Here is a 13,649-nt window from a genome sequence, read left to right on the forward strand (position 1 = left end):
ATTCATTGAACGCTAAATGGTATCAGTGGCCAGCGCGCCAATGGTCAAGTTTTCAAAAGAAGTGCTCATGGTGCTTGACTCCGTACTTGAGTACGGAGATAAGCTTACTCGATGAATGCATTACAAGCAGAAAACACCAGCGATAAAACCTTCCTTCGTACGCTGCTGGCCGGGGGCCTTGCGGCCCTGTTTGCGTCCACCTGCTGCCTTGGGCCGCTGGTCTTGATCACTCTGGGGCTTTCGGGCGCGTGGATCAGCAAGTTAACCGTTCTGGAGCCCTATCAGCCGATATTTATCGGCGCGGCGTTGGTAGCCTTGTTCTTTGCGGGCAAGCGCATCTGGCGCCCCGCTGCCCAATGTGCGCCGGGTGAAGTGTGTGCCCTGCCGCGGGTCAAGCGCGCGTACAAATTGCTTTTTTTGGGGGTCTGTACGCTTGTGCTGTTGACGCTTGTATTTCCGCTCATTGCTCCCTGGTTTTACTGAAAGGACTTCACTATGAAAAACCTGATTGCCACCCTCGGCATCGCCATCACCCTCGCGGGTTCTTCCTTGGCGGCCAGCGCCGTACCCAAGACAGTTACGCTTTCCGTCCCCTCCATGGACTGCCCAGTGTGCCCAATCACCGTGAAAAAGGCCCTGACGCAGGTATCCGGCGTCAGCCAGACCAGCGGGAACTTTGGCAAACGGGAAGCCGTCGTCACATTTGATGATGCCAAAACCAATGTGGGCGCAATAACCGAATCCACCAAGAACGCGGGCTATCCATCCACGGTCATGGGTGTCGCCAATTGAACGCCATCGCCCTGGAGTCCACGCTAACGTGCCCGGAGTGCGGTTTTTCCAGGACCGAAACGATGCCCACTGATGCCTGCCAATGGTTTTATGAATGCACGCAATGCCACGCCGTGCTCAAACCGCTGCCGGGCGACTGTTGCGTGTACTGCTCGTACGGAACGAACCCTTGCCCGCCAATCCAGGAAAGCGGCAAGCAAAGTGGGTGTTGCTCCTGACTTTGTTTTGTCTGACTACCGCAGGCCACGGCTTTGTTGGTGTCGTCTCAGAAAACGAAAAATAAAGCGCGATAAGCCTTAATCGCCTGCTTGAGAAGCCTGGGGCATCGTCAGTACAACCGCACGGCCGTCCGTTGCAAACGGGTCGCCTGCAGCATTCGTCCCATGTAGCGGTCGCGATACCGTAACGCTTCCCTCCTGCGTCGCGCCGACGCCAATGAGATCGGCAACAATCAGGGCGCGCTCATTATCAATAGCGGGCTCAATGCGGTGGGTCGGAAGATGGAGGCGTTGTGAGAGTTCGATACCCACGTCGAAACTTGCGGTCGCGACCCACACGGGAAGGCAGTTGGGTGCTACGCAATATGCAGTCTTCCACAGGCGGGTGTGATGCCGTCGCCGAATACTTGGAGCGCCCGTATCTGGCTTCTCGAAAGTGAGGTTTTGTGGCCGGTCCGCGAAGTAGGCAGGCGTTGCTGGACCTGCCGGGTCAGGCTGGTTTTGTAGTGCGGCAAGCCCTTCTTGTACAACACGTAACGGTGATGGGAGGTCGGCACGCATCCATCCCGCGCGCGTAAAAGCCCTCACGAGGTCTTCTTCTAAGCCAACAAAGACCAGAGAGATCGGCTCCATCCGACCGCCGATAAGGTCTTCAGATCCGAGGGGAAGGTCTGATGGAAGGGATATTCGCAACGCTTGAATACTGATCGAGTGCGCGGCTGGCGGTGGCCCGATCGGGACCATTTTCGTCTGGATTGTGAGCACGGCTGGGGCGCCAAGAGCAACGAGCAGAATAGCACTGCCTGCAATGCGGAGTGCGCGGGTGCCAAACGGTAGCTTGAATGTGTCGATCCAATCGATAGGACGCTCGTAATGCAGGAAAAAAAGCAGGGACGCAAGCACCATGAATGCCAAGGCGAGGCTGCCAAGAAGATCAGAAGGCCAGTGCACACCGAGATATAGCCGTGACAAGCCGATGCCGACGATGAGAAGGAGCAGCAGCGTTACGCCAAGAGCGCGCACGCCGCGACGCACCTGGCTGCCCAATAGAAGTGCCGCGAGCAATCCATACACCACGGTACCTGACAGCATATGCCCCGATGGGAAGCTTGCTTCCCGCACACTGATGATCGCGTCGATCGGTCGTGCATAGCCAACGAGTGCCTTGAGAATTACCGAGACGAGGCCCGTACCCGCCAGCGCAAGCATGAAGGTGGCCGCAAGACGCCGCTGTTGGCGCGCCAGTGCAACAACGGCAATGCCAAAGCACAGCAGAAATAAAACCGTTGCGCTGCCCAATTGTGTGAGCGTGAGCATGAACCACGTCATCCCCGTGGTTCGGAAAAGTGGCACAGTGTTGTGTAACCGGATGTTCAGTATCACAAGTGGATCTTTTGCCACGATGTCTTGCAGCACGCCAAGGAAGAACCATAGTCCCAAGAGGATGCCGATGCCGGCGATTGTCCCCGGCAGACCCCAAGGATCATGTGGATCAAGGCGGCGTCCCAGGAATCTCGCGGTGCGCGGGAATCGATTACGAAGGTCAAGAATAACTGGCCATCGTCCCATCATCGCGCTAATGGGTTCGATAACAGGTGTTACGCGTTTCCAAAATCGACGCTCGTGCTCCAGAAAGAGAAGGACGACAAGAATCAGCACCGCCGGGAAGACGACCAGCGCCATGAACAAAAACGTATAAAAAATGAGTGCTGGGAGCATTGATTTAATTGAACCGAGCTAGGGGTCAGCTGACGAAACAGAAAAATCGTACGCTAAGCATTGGCTTGCATCATGGTTGGCCGCAAGCTATTTCATACCATCGGGCAAGATGCGCCGCAAATGCTGGTACTCGAACCACGTCAGTCCAATGACGACGACATCCAAGGTTGTGATGAGCAGCAACGACAGTGAATGCGTAAAGCTGTAACGATACATTTGATAGAGAATGAACAAACCGAAAACAGCGATGGCGGCCGGATAGTACCCCAGCTTCTTTTGCCAAAGACCGATGATGAGCCAAAATTTGATTACGCCGTGGCTGAACAAATAGAAGGCGGTGAAGTGTTGGCTGCTCACGGACAGCCCTTGCGCGGCATGAAGCAAATAATTGGCAACGAAGTCGCGAGGGTCCTCTGTCAATTCCATCCGTGTAATGACTTTCGCCAGGTCGAGCAGGAATTGCGTAGTAACGAAGTACGCAAAAATGCTGGCGGCGATTTCCGCCAGCGCAAAAGCGCCTTTGAACATAAGGCTTATCTCGAAGGCGAAGTGCACCTTCTTCCCGTCAAACAGTTTCTTTATGCCAGTCATTTTTAGCAATGCGTGACCTCGCTCGGCTAGCGCCGAACCCATCCAGAAGCAATTGGGCGCGCAAAGACCACGCGGTACAACTTCTCGGTTAGGTTGGTAAATGTGTCGCCAGCCATTCGCCAAAGTGGCGAGACAACGACATAAGCCACACCAGTCACGGCGACGGCTCCTACCATGTCCAGCGGAAAATGCACCCCTAGGAACACCCGCGCCCAGGCAACGGAAAAACCTGCCGTTAGGACCGCAGCGGCCAGTCGGAACGCACCACCGAACAGCAAGGTCAGGCCGATGCCGGCAAATACGGTCATGTGATCGCTGGGGAAAGAGGAATCGGCCGAGTGAGGTACCCAAGCGTGGCCGAGTCCGATCATGAATGGTCGTGGATGCAGCCAGACCAAGCCGATCACTTGATTTGCACCAAGCGCCAACAGGGTAACCAGGCACGCCTTAATTGCCTGATTGCGGCGCGCGTCATCGCCCCAAAGCCAGAGCACGAATAGCAGCATCGGGATCAGGTAGATCAGGTCGTCGGCGATAACAATGGCCGTATCGACGGCCCATGACGGCGTGTCGACACCCGCATTGATCCGCAGGAACAGCGACTGGTTGAAAGCTTCAATTTTGTTCATCGTTTCTTTTTCACTCGAACAGTTCGACCTGTGAGCATTCCAGACTCAGGTGCAGTGTTTCAAGGTTGTCTGGGCGGCATGGCATGAGTGGTGTTGGGTGCTTTGATCAATCGATCACCTGCCCGAGTTTATAGATGTGCGGGAGGTATGCATCTATTGCCGGTTTGCAACTGGCAGAAGTTGAGGCTCTATGACAGCTTTGGCGCACGTTGCATGCAGCCACGAACAACAGCTGACTAGCAAGCCAAACTTTGTATTTGAACTTCCCGAAAGCAGCCGGTGAGCAATACCCGCAAACGCTGCCTATGCACAGATCCAAACTATGCACAGTGAACCGGACCCCGCGCATGTTTACGACTGTAATTGCTCGGAATATCAGCCTTTGCGCGCCGCTCTGGGCCGGGGTGACATGCCCGGGTATCCGAAAACAGGTTCAAACTAAGGCCATGTCGTTCAGGGACAGGTTTTCAACAACAGGGGAGAGTGTGAATTGAAATTGCAAACTGCACGCTGGAAACCGGGTGTACTGGCGGCTTTTGGTTCGGCCTTTCTGTTTGGGGCGGGGACGCCATTGGCCAAATGGCTGCTTGGCCAGATGAGTCCGTGGATGCTCGCAGGCCTGCTTTATCTGGGATCAGGCATCGGCTTGGGGCTTTATCGCCAGCTGCGCGGTGCTACCCGACCACGTCTCAACCCGGGCGAAATGCGATGGCTGCTTGCGGCTGTGCTGTGCGGCGGCGGCATTGCCCCGGTGCTTTTGATGTTCGGCTTGTCGGCGATGCCGGCCAGTCATGCGGCCTTGCTGCTCAATGCCGAAGCGGTGTTGACGGCACTTTTGGCCTGGATTGTGTTCAGGGAGAACTTTGACCGGCGCATTGCCACCGGTATGGCCGCTATTGTGGCGGGCGCCCTTTTGCTGAGCTGGCCGCAGAATGCGCCATCGGGCGCGCAGGCGGCCACATCGCTGTGGCCTGCGCTGGCCGTGCTGCTCGCGTGCTTTTTCTGGGCGTTGGACAACAACTTCACGCGCAAGGTGGCGCTGACCGATGCCTCTTGGATTGCCTGTGTGAAAGGCCTGGCGGCTGGCACGACGAATCTGTTGCTGGCGTTTGTGGCAGGCGCTGCGCTGCCGAACGTCGGCAAGCTCTCGGCGGCCATGGGAGTGGGCTTTTTCGCTTATGGCGTGAGCCTGGCCCTCTTTGTCATGGCCTTGCGGCACCTCGGAGCGTCGCGCGCCGGCGCTTATTTTTCGACTGCGCCTTTTGTCGGCGCGCTGTTTTCGGTGCTCTTTCTCGCAGAGCCCATCACATGGCCACTGCTGGCTGCCGCGCTGTTGATGGCGCTCGGCATCTGGCTGCATCTGACCGAACACCACGCCCATGCGCATCAGCATGAAGTTCTGGAACACGAGCACCTGCATGCGCACCCTTCCCTTGATGGGCACCACACGCACGAGCATGCCCCTGCATTTGAGGGCCAGCATTCTCATCGCCACAGCCATGAACCCATGACTCACAGCCATGCGCACTATCCGGATGCCCACCACCGCCATGATCATTGACGCACCGGCGCCTTGGCGCATTGCTCAGGTGGCTGCTCTGAGCGGCGTGCCAGCCGCCAACATCCGGTATTATGAGTAAAAATTGACTCTAGCCCAATAAAGACGGGCGAAGTCAGCTATTAAAAAGTGAGCGATTTGGGCGTTCTCTGCCAGGGTGCAGCAAGCATGCGGGAAATCACGCAACCCTGCCGCGGCAGGTTCATCGAAACAAGACCAGCTTACTTTAGATCGCTCAGGCGACACTGTTTTATCAGGAGCTTCCCCAATGTGGGTTGCGCAGACTCCGGGTAGGCTCTGGTGAACCTGGTCTTATCTGGAGTCTTTCTTTGTCCCAACTTTCCCCTGCCAACCACCCCGTATCCGATGCGGCCGCCCGCCATGACCTTCACTACCCGTTTTGGCCCAAACGCTTGCCGCACAGCATCACGCCGCCCGCTACCTCGCTGTGGCATAACCTGGCGGTCAGCGCGCTGCGCTTCCCCGACAAACCCGCACTGGTGTTTTTTGACCGCGTGCTCAGTTACGCCGCCATGCTGCAGCAGGCCGAGTGTCTGGCCGCCACGCTGGTCCGGCTGGGTGTCAGGAAGGGCGACCGTGTGGTGCTCAACATGCAGAACTGCCCGCAGTGGGTGATTGCGCACTTTGCGATATTGCGGCTTGACGCCGTGGTGGTGCCGGTCAACCCCATGAACCGGGCCGAAGAGCTCAAGCACTACATCACGGACCCCGATGCCAAAGTCGCCATCACGGCGGCCGACCTCGCGCCGGAGCTGGTCAAAGCCAACGCCCAGCTTGCCCCTGAAGACCGGCTGGCGCACTTGATCGTGACGCATTACAGCGATGCCTTTGACGTGAGTACTGAAAGTCACACAGAAAGCCAGGGCGACGGCGCCATGCCCGAAGCCTGGCGCAGCTGGCTGGCCACCCGGCACGCGCTGCCTGTGCTGGAGGGCGGAACGGTGATGCGCTGGGCTGAGGCGATGAAAAATGAAGCTGACCCCGATGGTTTGCCTGCGCACACGGCAGCCCCGCAGGATCTGGCGGTGCTGCCTTACACCAGCGGCACGACCGGCTTGCCCAAGGGCTGCATGCACACCCATGCCAGCCTCATGCACAACGCGGTGGGCAGCTGCCTGTGGGGCAACAGCACTTTCGAGAATGTGGTGCTGTCGGTGGTGCCAATGTTCCACATCACCGGCATGGTGTCGGTGATGCATGCCGCCATCTACGGTGGTGCCACGCTGGTCATCATGCCGCGCTGGGACCGCGAGCTGGCCGGACGGCTGATCTCGCGCTGGCGCGTGACGCACTGGACCAACATCCCGACCATGGTGATTGACCTGCTGGGCAGTCCCAACTTTGCCAGCTTCGACTTGAGCAGCCTGGTCTATATCGGCGGCGGCGGGGCGGCCATGCCGCAAGCCGTGGCGCAGCGTTTGTGGGAGCAGTACGGCCTGCGCTTTGCCGAAGGCTATGGCCTGACGGAAACGGCGGCCCCTTCGCACAGCAACCCGCCCGACGCCACCAAGCAGCAGTGCCTCGGTGTGCCTTTCATCAGCACCGATGCGCGCGTGATTGACCCGCTGACGCTTGAGGAAATGCCGTAGGGTGAGCAGGGCGAGATCATCATGTGCGGGCCGCAGAATTTCCAGGGCTACTGGAAGCAGCCTGAAGCTACGGCGGCCGCTTTTATCGAACTGGACGGCAAGCGCTTCTTTCGTTCCGGCGACCTGGGGCATGTGGACGGGGAGGGCTATTTCTTCATCACCGACCGGCTTAAGCGCATGATCAATGCCTCGGGATTCAAGGTCTGGCCGGCGGAAGTGGAAGCCTTGATGTTCAGGCATCCGGCGATTCAGGAGGCCTGCATCATTTCCAGCAGTGACGCGTACCGCGGGGAAACCGTCAAGGCCGTGGTGGTGCTGCGCGCCGAGGCCAAAGGCCAGACCACGGAAGACGACATCATCAGCTGGTGCAAAGACCACATGGCCGCCTACAAGTACCCGCGGGTGGTGCAGTTTGTGGACGCGCTGCCCAAAAGCGGGGCCGGCAAAGTCATGTGGCGCGCGCTGCAGGAAGCTGAAAGCGCAAAAACCTGATCGATCTAGTCGCTTGTTTTATATAAAACAGCCGCCAAGCCCAATAAATACGGGCATATGCAGCTATTAAAAACAGAGCAAATCTAGGGCGGGTCATTTTTTTTGGATTCGCTTTTTCAAGCGCTCAGGCGGCGGCTGTCAGCCTGCGCGGCGTGATTTCTACCGAATCGGTTGCGCTGCTCATCCACACCGTGCCGTCCTGAACCGTGACTTGCAGTTGCATGCCGCGCTCGGCCAGTTTGGCCAGCGCCTGGCTTTGGGCCGCCTCAATCTGCCACACCACCAGATTGGCAGCGCGCGTCAGCTTGCTCTCAATGCCTTTCCACCACACCGGCGTGCTGCTGGCAAAGCTGATGACCGTGACCCGTTCGGCGCGGCCGGCGGCACGCATCAGGCGCTTGTCGTCGGGCTGGCCGACGTCGATCCAGTGCAGCACGGCATCGGTGTAATCCTTGTGCCACAGGGCGGGCTCATCCACGTCCCACAAGTCTTTGGCAAATTCAAGCTTGCCTCGTTTGTCGTCGGCCGGCACGTTGAGGGCAAAGGCCAGCAGGCGGATCATCATGCGTTCGTCGGTCTCGGACGGATGGCGCGCAATGATCACGCTGTGATCGGCATAGACACCGCGGTCCATGTCGGCAATTTGCAGTTGGGCTTTGTGGATGGTGGCTTTGATGGCCATGGGGAATTGTTCTCGGGTAGCAGCCCCTTTGGGCTCTGCGTTAAACCTCCTATTGGAACAGCCTTTTTTGTCGGTGAATCAAGCCGGGGTGTGGGATGGCTGAAGCGAGCCTGTCAGCCCGTCTGGTAAGCTTTACTTACGAATGTCACATCGTCCTACGCGAGGTATCCGATCCGCCTGTTACAAATGGAACTCTCAGAAGGAGTTCCATCATGGACACCGATCATCAAGTACTCAACAACTCAAACAGCCAGCCGGCCTTCACTGAACGGCTGCGCCACAGCAAGGCGCTGATTCCCACCATGGCGGTCATGGGCGTGACCGTCATGGCACTCGCCGCCGCTCTGGTGGTGAACCGATCTGAAGCACAGCCCGGCGGAACTGAGGCATCGGCCAAGGCAGAACAGCAAAAAGACAAAACGCTTGCCAAGGCGCCGGTGACCACCGTCAAGGACGCACCGGTCATGGTGGCCCGGGCGCACAAGGCTGTGATTTGTGCCACCTGCGGCACGGTTGAATCCGTCGTCGCTGTGCAGCGTCAGGGCCACGTCAACGGCGTTGCAGTTGGCGGCACCACGGTGGGTATTGGGACCGTGGCTGGTGGTGTCGTCGGCGGTTTGCTGGGTAATCAGGTCGGCGGCGGCAGTGGCAAGACGGCCATGACCGTACTCGGCGTGGCTGGCGGCGCCTTTGCCGGCAATACCATCGAGAAAAATATGAAGAAAGTCACCGTCTACCAGATGCGCGTTCGCATGAACGACGGCTCGTTCCGAACCATTGAGCAGGCCAGCGCCGTGCCGGCGGGCTCCAGGGTGATCGTCGAGGGCCACACCCTCCGTCTGGCGTCCACGGCAAGCTCTTCTGCTGCTGCTTACCTCTCGTACAGCGCCCCAGTGGCCTGATGAATTTTGAAATGAACCACTTAAAAAAAACCATGGAAAAAATTGTTAAACCGTTGCTGATGGCGAGTCTTGCCGCCCTGACCATCGTGACCGCCCTGTGGGGTGGTGCTGCCCAGGCCGCTGCTCCCTACGTGAATGCCACGGTTGAAGGAGCCTTGGCGCCGGGGGTGTATGGCCGTATTGATATCGGCTCGGCGCCACCGCCACCCCTGGTCTATGCGCAGCCGCTCATTATTTACCGCACGCCGGTTATGGTGCAGCAGCAACCGCTGTATCTGCACGTGCCGCCCGGCCAGGCAAAAAAATGGTCCAAGCATTGCGCCAAGTACAACGCCTGCAGTCGGCCGGTTTACTTCGTTCAGGTCCGGGGTGACGACAATTATGAATGGCACAAGGAAAATGACAAACGACGCGGTCAAGACAGAGGGCAATACACAGGTCAATTCATAGGTCAAGACAGCGGTCACGAGAAAGGCCACGGCAAAGGTCATGGAAAAGGTCATGGCAAGGGCGAGCGCGACTAAGCGGGCAGGTTTGTATCGCCCTCTCAAAGGTGCCGATGCCAGTCATCGGCACCTTTTTTATTGAGGCCGGCATTGAGTGCAGAGGGGACTGGCATTATGCGAAGATCAACCCCAACTTCAGAAAGGAATCCATGAAAGCAATCTGGAACGGCGCAGTGATTGCGCAAAGTGATGACACCGTGGTTCTCGAGGGCAACCACTATTTTCCCGAGAGTTCGCTCAATCGGGATTACGTAACCTTTAGCAACCACCACACCACGTGTGCCTGGAAAGGGCAGGCCAGCTACTACTCACTGCTGGTCAATGGCGAAATGAACACTGATGCGGCCTGGTATTACCCCGACCCCAAACCCGGGGCCGAGAGCATCAAGGGACATGTCGCTTTCTGGAAAGGCGTGAAGATCGAGCCCTGACTGAGGCCGAAGTCCGTTCGAAAAATGGAGCCTGGAGTCCCCGGACTTCTCCATCTGGTGCGCGCTATGCCCGGTGGGTCACATCGGCCAATAGCAACGCCGAATAAGGGGGAGGGGCGTGCTGGCCCTTTTACGCTATGCCGACCGCTTTCGGCGCTTTGTCTGATGGCGCTTTTCAGCGCAATGATCTATAAATGATGCATGGCGGGCCGCTCTGCGGGGTCTCCAGTGGCAGGCATTGACCGGGCAAGGGTTAGTGCCTGAGAATCTAGCCATGGCTTTCAAGGAGATTTCATTATGTTCAAACACCTTCTGGTTCCGGTAGATGGCTCGTCCACCTCGCGCCAGGCCGTCGAAAAAGCGATTGCCATTGCCGAGGCGTTCAAGAGCGCGGTGACCGTGATCTATGTCATAGACCCTTATGCGTTTACCGGGGTGGGAACGGATTTTTCCTATGGCCAGGCTGAATACCTCAGTGCGGCCACCGCCGAGGCCAATGAAGCGATCCAGGCGGCGAAGCAGGCTTTCCAGGACCACGGTATCAGTGTGACCGCATCCATCGTTGAAGGTCATGCGATTTACCGTGGCATCCTTGAAACCGCGGAGTCGGTGAACGCGGATCTCCTGGTTATGGGCTCGCACGGCCGCCACGGACTGGAAAAACTGGTGCTGGGCAGCGTCACGGCCCAGGTGTTGTCACACGTCCATTTGTCGGTGCTGGTCGTTCGTGACTAGTGCCAAGGCGCTGTAGTCGGTGGCGCTGCAAGTTGCGGCGTCTCCCGTCCCCAACAAGGAGCTTTCATGGATTTACTGAATCACGATCTGGCGCATGAATTTCCGGAGTACCTGCAAAAAATGCGCAATCTCAAGGCGTCTGACCGGTACTTTGCAAGCCTCTTTGCCCGATACGATGCAGACAACCAGACCATTGCGACGTACGAACAGGGGGTCGGTTCGATCAGCGATGAGGCTCTCGAAGCCCTGAAGAAAAAGCGGTTGAAAATCAAGGATGAGATTTACCAGATTCTCAAAGCGACGTAACAGGTCGAGGTCCAGGTCCGCAGTTGCGGATTTCAAAATCCTTAAGAAAAATAAGCGGTTAGCCCAATAAATACGGGTGTATATTGCTATCAAAAAAGAAGCAAACGGGCTTGCCGACGGCCACTGCCAAAACGGTGTATTTTATTTTTTGGCGCGTTGTTCAAGGTTTTTTCATCAAACTGCAACACGGCGCCTGTACGCTGGCGTCGTTCACTCAATTTTGGTTTTTTGGCGGGAGAGCCCCTTGATTTCAAGCGACGAAGAATTGATGCGGCGTATCCGCGACGACCTCATCGACAGCTACGATGAGGAGTTGGAGATGGAGCTTGAAGACCGGACCGTGGCACAGCTCACCGGCGCAGAGCCCCCCAGTTGCAGCGCGCAAGACAAGGAACACCGCCGTCAGTATTTTCGTGAGCTGTTCCGCCTGCAGGGTGAACTGGTCAAGCTGCAGGACTGGGTGGTCAGCACCGGTCACAAGGTGGTCATTCTGTTTGAAGGGCGCGACGCTGCCGGCAAGGGCGGTGTGATCAAGCGTATTACCCAGCGCCTTAATCCACGGGTGTGCCGCGTGGTGGCGCTGGCGGCACCCAATGACCGCGAGCGGACCCAGTGGTACTTTCAGCGCTACGTCTCGCACCTGCCTGCCGCGGGTGAGATCATGCTGTTCGACCGCAGCTGGTACAACCGCGCCGGTGTGGAGCGTGTCATGGGCTTTTGCACCGATGACCAATACGAAGAGTTTTTCCGCACCGTGCCAGAGTTTGAAAAAATGCTGGTGAGCTCGGGCATACAGCTCATCAAATACTGGTTTTCCATTTCCGATGAAGAGCAGCACCTGCGCTTTCTGGGCCGCATTTACGATCCGCTCAAGCAATGGAAGCTCAGCCCCATGGACCTGGAGTCCCGGAGCCGCTGGGAGGAGTACACCAAGGCCAAGGAAATCATGCTGGAGCGCACCCACATTCCCGAGGCGCCGTGGTGGGTGGTGCAGGCGGTTGACAAGAAAAAAGCCCGGCTCAATTGCATTCACCATCTGCTGCAGCAAATGCCTTACCAGGAAACCGAGCATCCGGACATTGTGCTGCCCGAGCGGGTTCGCCATGAAGACTATGTGCGCCAGCCGGTTCCGCAAGACATTGTGGTGCCCGAGATTTATTGAGCGGCCGTGAGCGGACCTGCAGCACTAGAAGTCGGGTGCGCTTTCAAAAGACAGCACGGTGCCGTTGGCGGGATGCCTCAGCTGTAGCGCACAAGCATGGAGCAGCAGGCGAGTCGCCTTGGCCTGTACCGCTTCAGGGGCATACAGTGCATCACCCAGAATCGGATGGCCCAGCGCCTGCAGATGCACGCGCAACTGGTGGGAGCGGCCGGTGATCGGCTCAAGCGCCACACGCGTGCTGTTCATACCCTCGTCAAATGCCGCGACCTGCCACCGGGTCTGGCTGGGCTTACCGCGCTCCACGTCAATGATGCGCAGGGGGCGGCGCGGCCAGTCCACGGCAATCGGTAGATCAACCAGACCCCAGCCGTCCGCGCTCTCGGCAGGAAGAAGGCGGCCATCTACTACCGCCACATAGCGTTTATGGACTTCGCGGTGTTCAAATGATTTTCCCAGCGCACGCTGCCGGGCTGTGCCACGCGCCATCAGCATCAAGCCCGAGGTGGCCATGTCCAGCCGGTGCACGATCAAGGCGTCGGGGTAGTGCCGTTGCACCCGGCTACTCAGGCAGTCCTGCTTGTCTTCGCCGCGCCCAGGCACTGAAAGCAAACCTGCGGGCTTGTTCAGCACCAGCAGGCTCTCGTCGGCATATACCACCTCAAAGTCTTCACTGACCGTTGCCATGCTGCCGATGTTTGCCAACCTGCCCGGAGGGCTTAAGGCCGCGGCGGCGGAAAGTTGTGAACCGGTGGACTGGCACGCTTGACCTCGCGCAGCATGAACAGGTAAAGGCTTTCAACCTTCTCGCGCGCCCAGGGCGTCTTGCGTAAAAACTTCAGGCTGGACGCTACGCTGGGCTCGCTGGTAAAACAGCGGATGTTGATGCGCTGCCCCAGGTCTTCCCAGCCATAGTGGTCCGCCAGCGCGGTGACAATGGCTTCCAGCGTGACGCCGTGCAGCGGGTTGCCCGGCTGCTGCGAGGCCGCCGCGGGTTCAGTCGGCGGTGCAGCGGGTGGGCCAGAGGACGCTGTCATGGCCGACTTATTTGTTTTTCAGTTTGCCCCGTAGCGGTACCTGCGTCACGACGGTCGGGCGGACGGCGTCAGGCGACACCGGCTTGGCTGGCGCCGTATCTTTTTTGGGTTTCTTGACCATTTTGTTGCCTTGCTGACCTTTTGCCATAGCGTTCTCCAGTTGGGTTATATATGTTCATTATCAGTGCAACTTGATGCGCGTCCGGTGCGTCCGGTCAATCATTTTCGACAGGCTGATCAGCGCGGTTTTTTTGAAACCGCCCAGCGTCAGTTGGTGCTGTT

At 58.0% G+C, this 13,649-nt stretch carries 17 protein-coding genes and 1 pseudogene; 11 read left to right on the top strand and 7 right to left on the bottom strand.

Annotation, left to right across the window (positions count from 1 at the left end; genetic code table 11):
• Positions 1-111 precede the first annotated feature (111 nt).
• From merT to B3F77_RS15350, 3 genes are read left to right on the top strand one after another with little or no spacing between them, the layout of a single operon-like run.
• Complete coding sequence (gene merT, locus B3F77_RS15340; RefSeq protein WP_293605789.1) at positions 112-483, top strand: mercuric ion transporter MerT; 372 nt, start codon at positions 112-114, stop codon at positions 481-483.
• 12 nt (positions 484-495) lie between these two features.
• Positions 496-792: a mercury resistance system periplasmic binding protein MerP gene (gene merP / locus B3F77_RS15345; protein ID WP_293605790.1), complete on the top strand. Its 297-nt coding sequence runs from the start codon at positions 496-498 to the stop codon at positions 790-792.
• A complete protein-coding gene (locus B3F77_RS15350) occupies positions 789-1,010 on the top strand; it encodes a GDCCVxC domain-containing (seleno)protein (RefSeq protein ID WP_293605791.1) in 222 nt (73 codons plus the stop codon). Before merP ends, B3F77_RS15350 begins: the two co-directional genes overlap by 4 nt.
• 78 nt (positions 1,011-1,088) lie before the next feature.
• Here the strand turns inward: B3F77_RS15350 and B3F77_RS15355 are convergent, their stop codons facing one another.
• The 3 genes from B3F77_RS15355 to B3F77_RS15365 all read right to left on the bottom strand — a co-directional run bounded on the left by B3F77_RS15355 (position 1,089) and on the right by B3F77_RS15365 (position 3,949).
• A complete protein-coding gene (locus B3F77_RS15355; RefSeq protein WP_293605792.1) occupies positions 1,089-2,729 on the bottom strand; it encodes an LssY C-terminal domain-containing protein in 1,641 nt (546 codons plus the stop codon).
• Between the two features lie 87 nt (positions 2,730-2,816).
• Positions 2,817-3,362, bottom strand: a complete 546-nt coding sequence (locus B3F77_RS15360; protein WP_293605793.1) for a DUF2127 domain-containing protein — start codon at positions 3,360-3,362, stop codon at positions 2,817-2,819.
• Positions 3,347-3,949, bottom strand: coding sequence for a phosphatase PAP2 family protein (locus B3F77_RS15365; RefSeq protein ID WP_293605794.1), 603 nt, complete (start codon positions 3,947-3,949; stop codon positions 3,347-3,349). The genes B3F77_RS15360 and B3F77_RS15365 overlap by 16 nt, the downstream gene beginning before the upstream one ends.
• A gap of 496 nt (positions 3,950-4,445) precedes the next feature.
• On the opposite strand from B3F77_RS15365, the gene B3F77_RS15370 reads away from it, so the two are divergent.
• A complete protein-coding gene (locus tag B3F77_RS15370; RefSeq protein ID WP_293605823.1) occupies positions 4,446-5,510 on the top strand; it encodes a DMT family transporter in 1,065 nt (354 codons plus the stop codon).
• 410 nt (positions 5,511-5,920) lie between these two features.
• Positions 5,921-7,609 (top strand): annotated as a pseudogene (locus B3F77_RS15375) (long-chain fatty acid--CoA ligase).
• Between the two features lie 124 nt (positions 7,610-7,733).
• Here B3F77_RS15375 and B3F77_RS15380 read toward each other — a convergent pair.
• A complete protein-coding gene (locus tag B3F77_RS15380; protein ID WP_293605795.1) occupies positions 7,734-8,291 on the bottom strand; it encodes a YaeQ family protein in 558 nt (185 codons plus the stop codon).
• Positions 8,292-8,503: 212 nt separating this feature from the next.
• On the opposite strand from B3F77_RS15380, the gene B3F77_RS15385 reads away from it, so the two are divergent.
• From B3F77_RS15385 to ppk2, 6 genes are all read left to right on the top strand, one after another.
• The gene (locus tag B3F77_RS15385) at positions 8,504-9,193 is read left to right on the top strand and encodes a glycine zipper 2TM domain-containing protein (RefSeq protein WP_293605796.1); all 690 of its coding nucleotides are present in this window, start codon (positions 8,504-8,506) and stop codon (positions 9,191-9,193) included.
• Positions 9,193-9,717 carry a hypothetical protein gene (locus B3F77_RS15390; protein ID WP_293605797.1) on the top strand — a complete coding sequence of 175 codons (525 nt, stop codon included), beginning with the start codon at positions 9,193-9,195 and terminating at the stop codon, positions 9,715-9,717. Before B3F77_RS15385 ends, B3F77_RS15390 begins: the two co-directional genes overlap by 1 nt.
• Before the next feature lie 131 nt (positions 9,718-9,848).
• Positions 9,849-10,130, top strand: coding sequence for a DUF427 domain-containing protein (locus tag B3F77_RS15395; RefSeq protein WP_293605798.1), 282 nt, complete (start codon positions 9,849-9,851; stop codon positions 10,128-10,130).
• Between the two features lie 297 nt (positions 10,131-10,427).
• Positions 10,428-10,865 carry a universal stress protein gene (locus B3F77_RS15400; RefSeq protein ID WP_293605799.1) on the top strand — a complete coding sequence of 146 codons (438 nt, stop codon included), beginning with the start codon at positions 10,428-10,430 and terminating at the stop codon, positions 10,863-10,865.
• A gap of 66 nt (positions 10,866-10,931) precedes the next feature.
• Positions 10,932-11,171 (top strand): YdcH family protein, encoded by a 240-nt coding sequence (locus B3F77_RS15405; RefSeq protein WP_293605800.1) that lies wholly within the window; start codon positions 10,932-10,934, stop codon positions 11,169-11,171.
• 268 nt (positions 11,172-11,439) lie between these two features.
• Entirely contained in the window at positions 11,440-12,333 is an 894-nt protein-coding gene (ppk2, locus tag B3F77_RS15410; protein WP_293605824.1) for a polyphosphate kinase 2, read from the top strand.
• Positions 12,334-12,357: 24 nt separating this feature from the next.
• Here ppk2 and B3F77_RS15415 read toward each other — a convergent pair whose 3' ends face one another.
• The 3 genes from B3F77_RS15415 to B3F77_RS15425 are packed head-to-tail and all read right to left on the bottom strand — an operon-like array spanning position 12,358 to position 13,515.
• Entirely contained in the window at positions 12,358-13,017 is a 660-nt protein-coding gene (locus B3F77_RS15415) for a pseudouridine synthase (protein ID WP_293605801.1), read from the bottom strand.
• A 32-nt stretch (positions 13,018-13,049) separates the two neighbouring features.
• Positions 13,050-13,367 (bottom strand): VF530 family protein, encoded by a 318-nt coding sequence (locus tag B3F77_RS15420; protein ID WP_293605802.1) that lies wholly within the window; start codon positions 13,365-13,367, stop codon positions 13,050-13,052.
• Between the two features lie 7 nt (positions 13,368-13,374).
• Entirely contained in the window at positions 13,375-13,515 is a 141-nt protein-coding gene (locus B3F77_RS15425) for a hypothetical protein (RefSeq protein WP_197028621.1), read from the bottom strand.
• Between the last annotated feature and the right edge of the window lie 134 nt (positions 13,516-13,649).

The sequence above is a fragment of the Polaromonas sp. UBA4122 genome, from assembly GCA_002381615.1.
GTDB lineage: Bacteria > Pseudomonadota > Gammaproteobacteria > Burkholderiales > Burkholderiaceae_C > Polaromonas.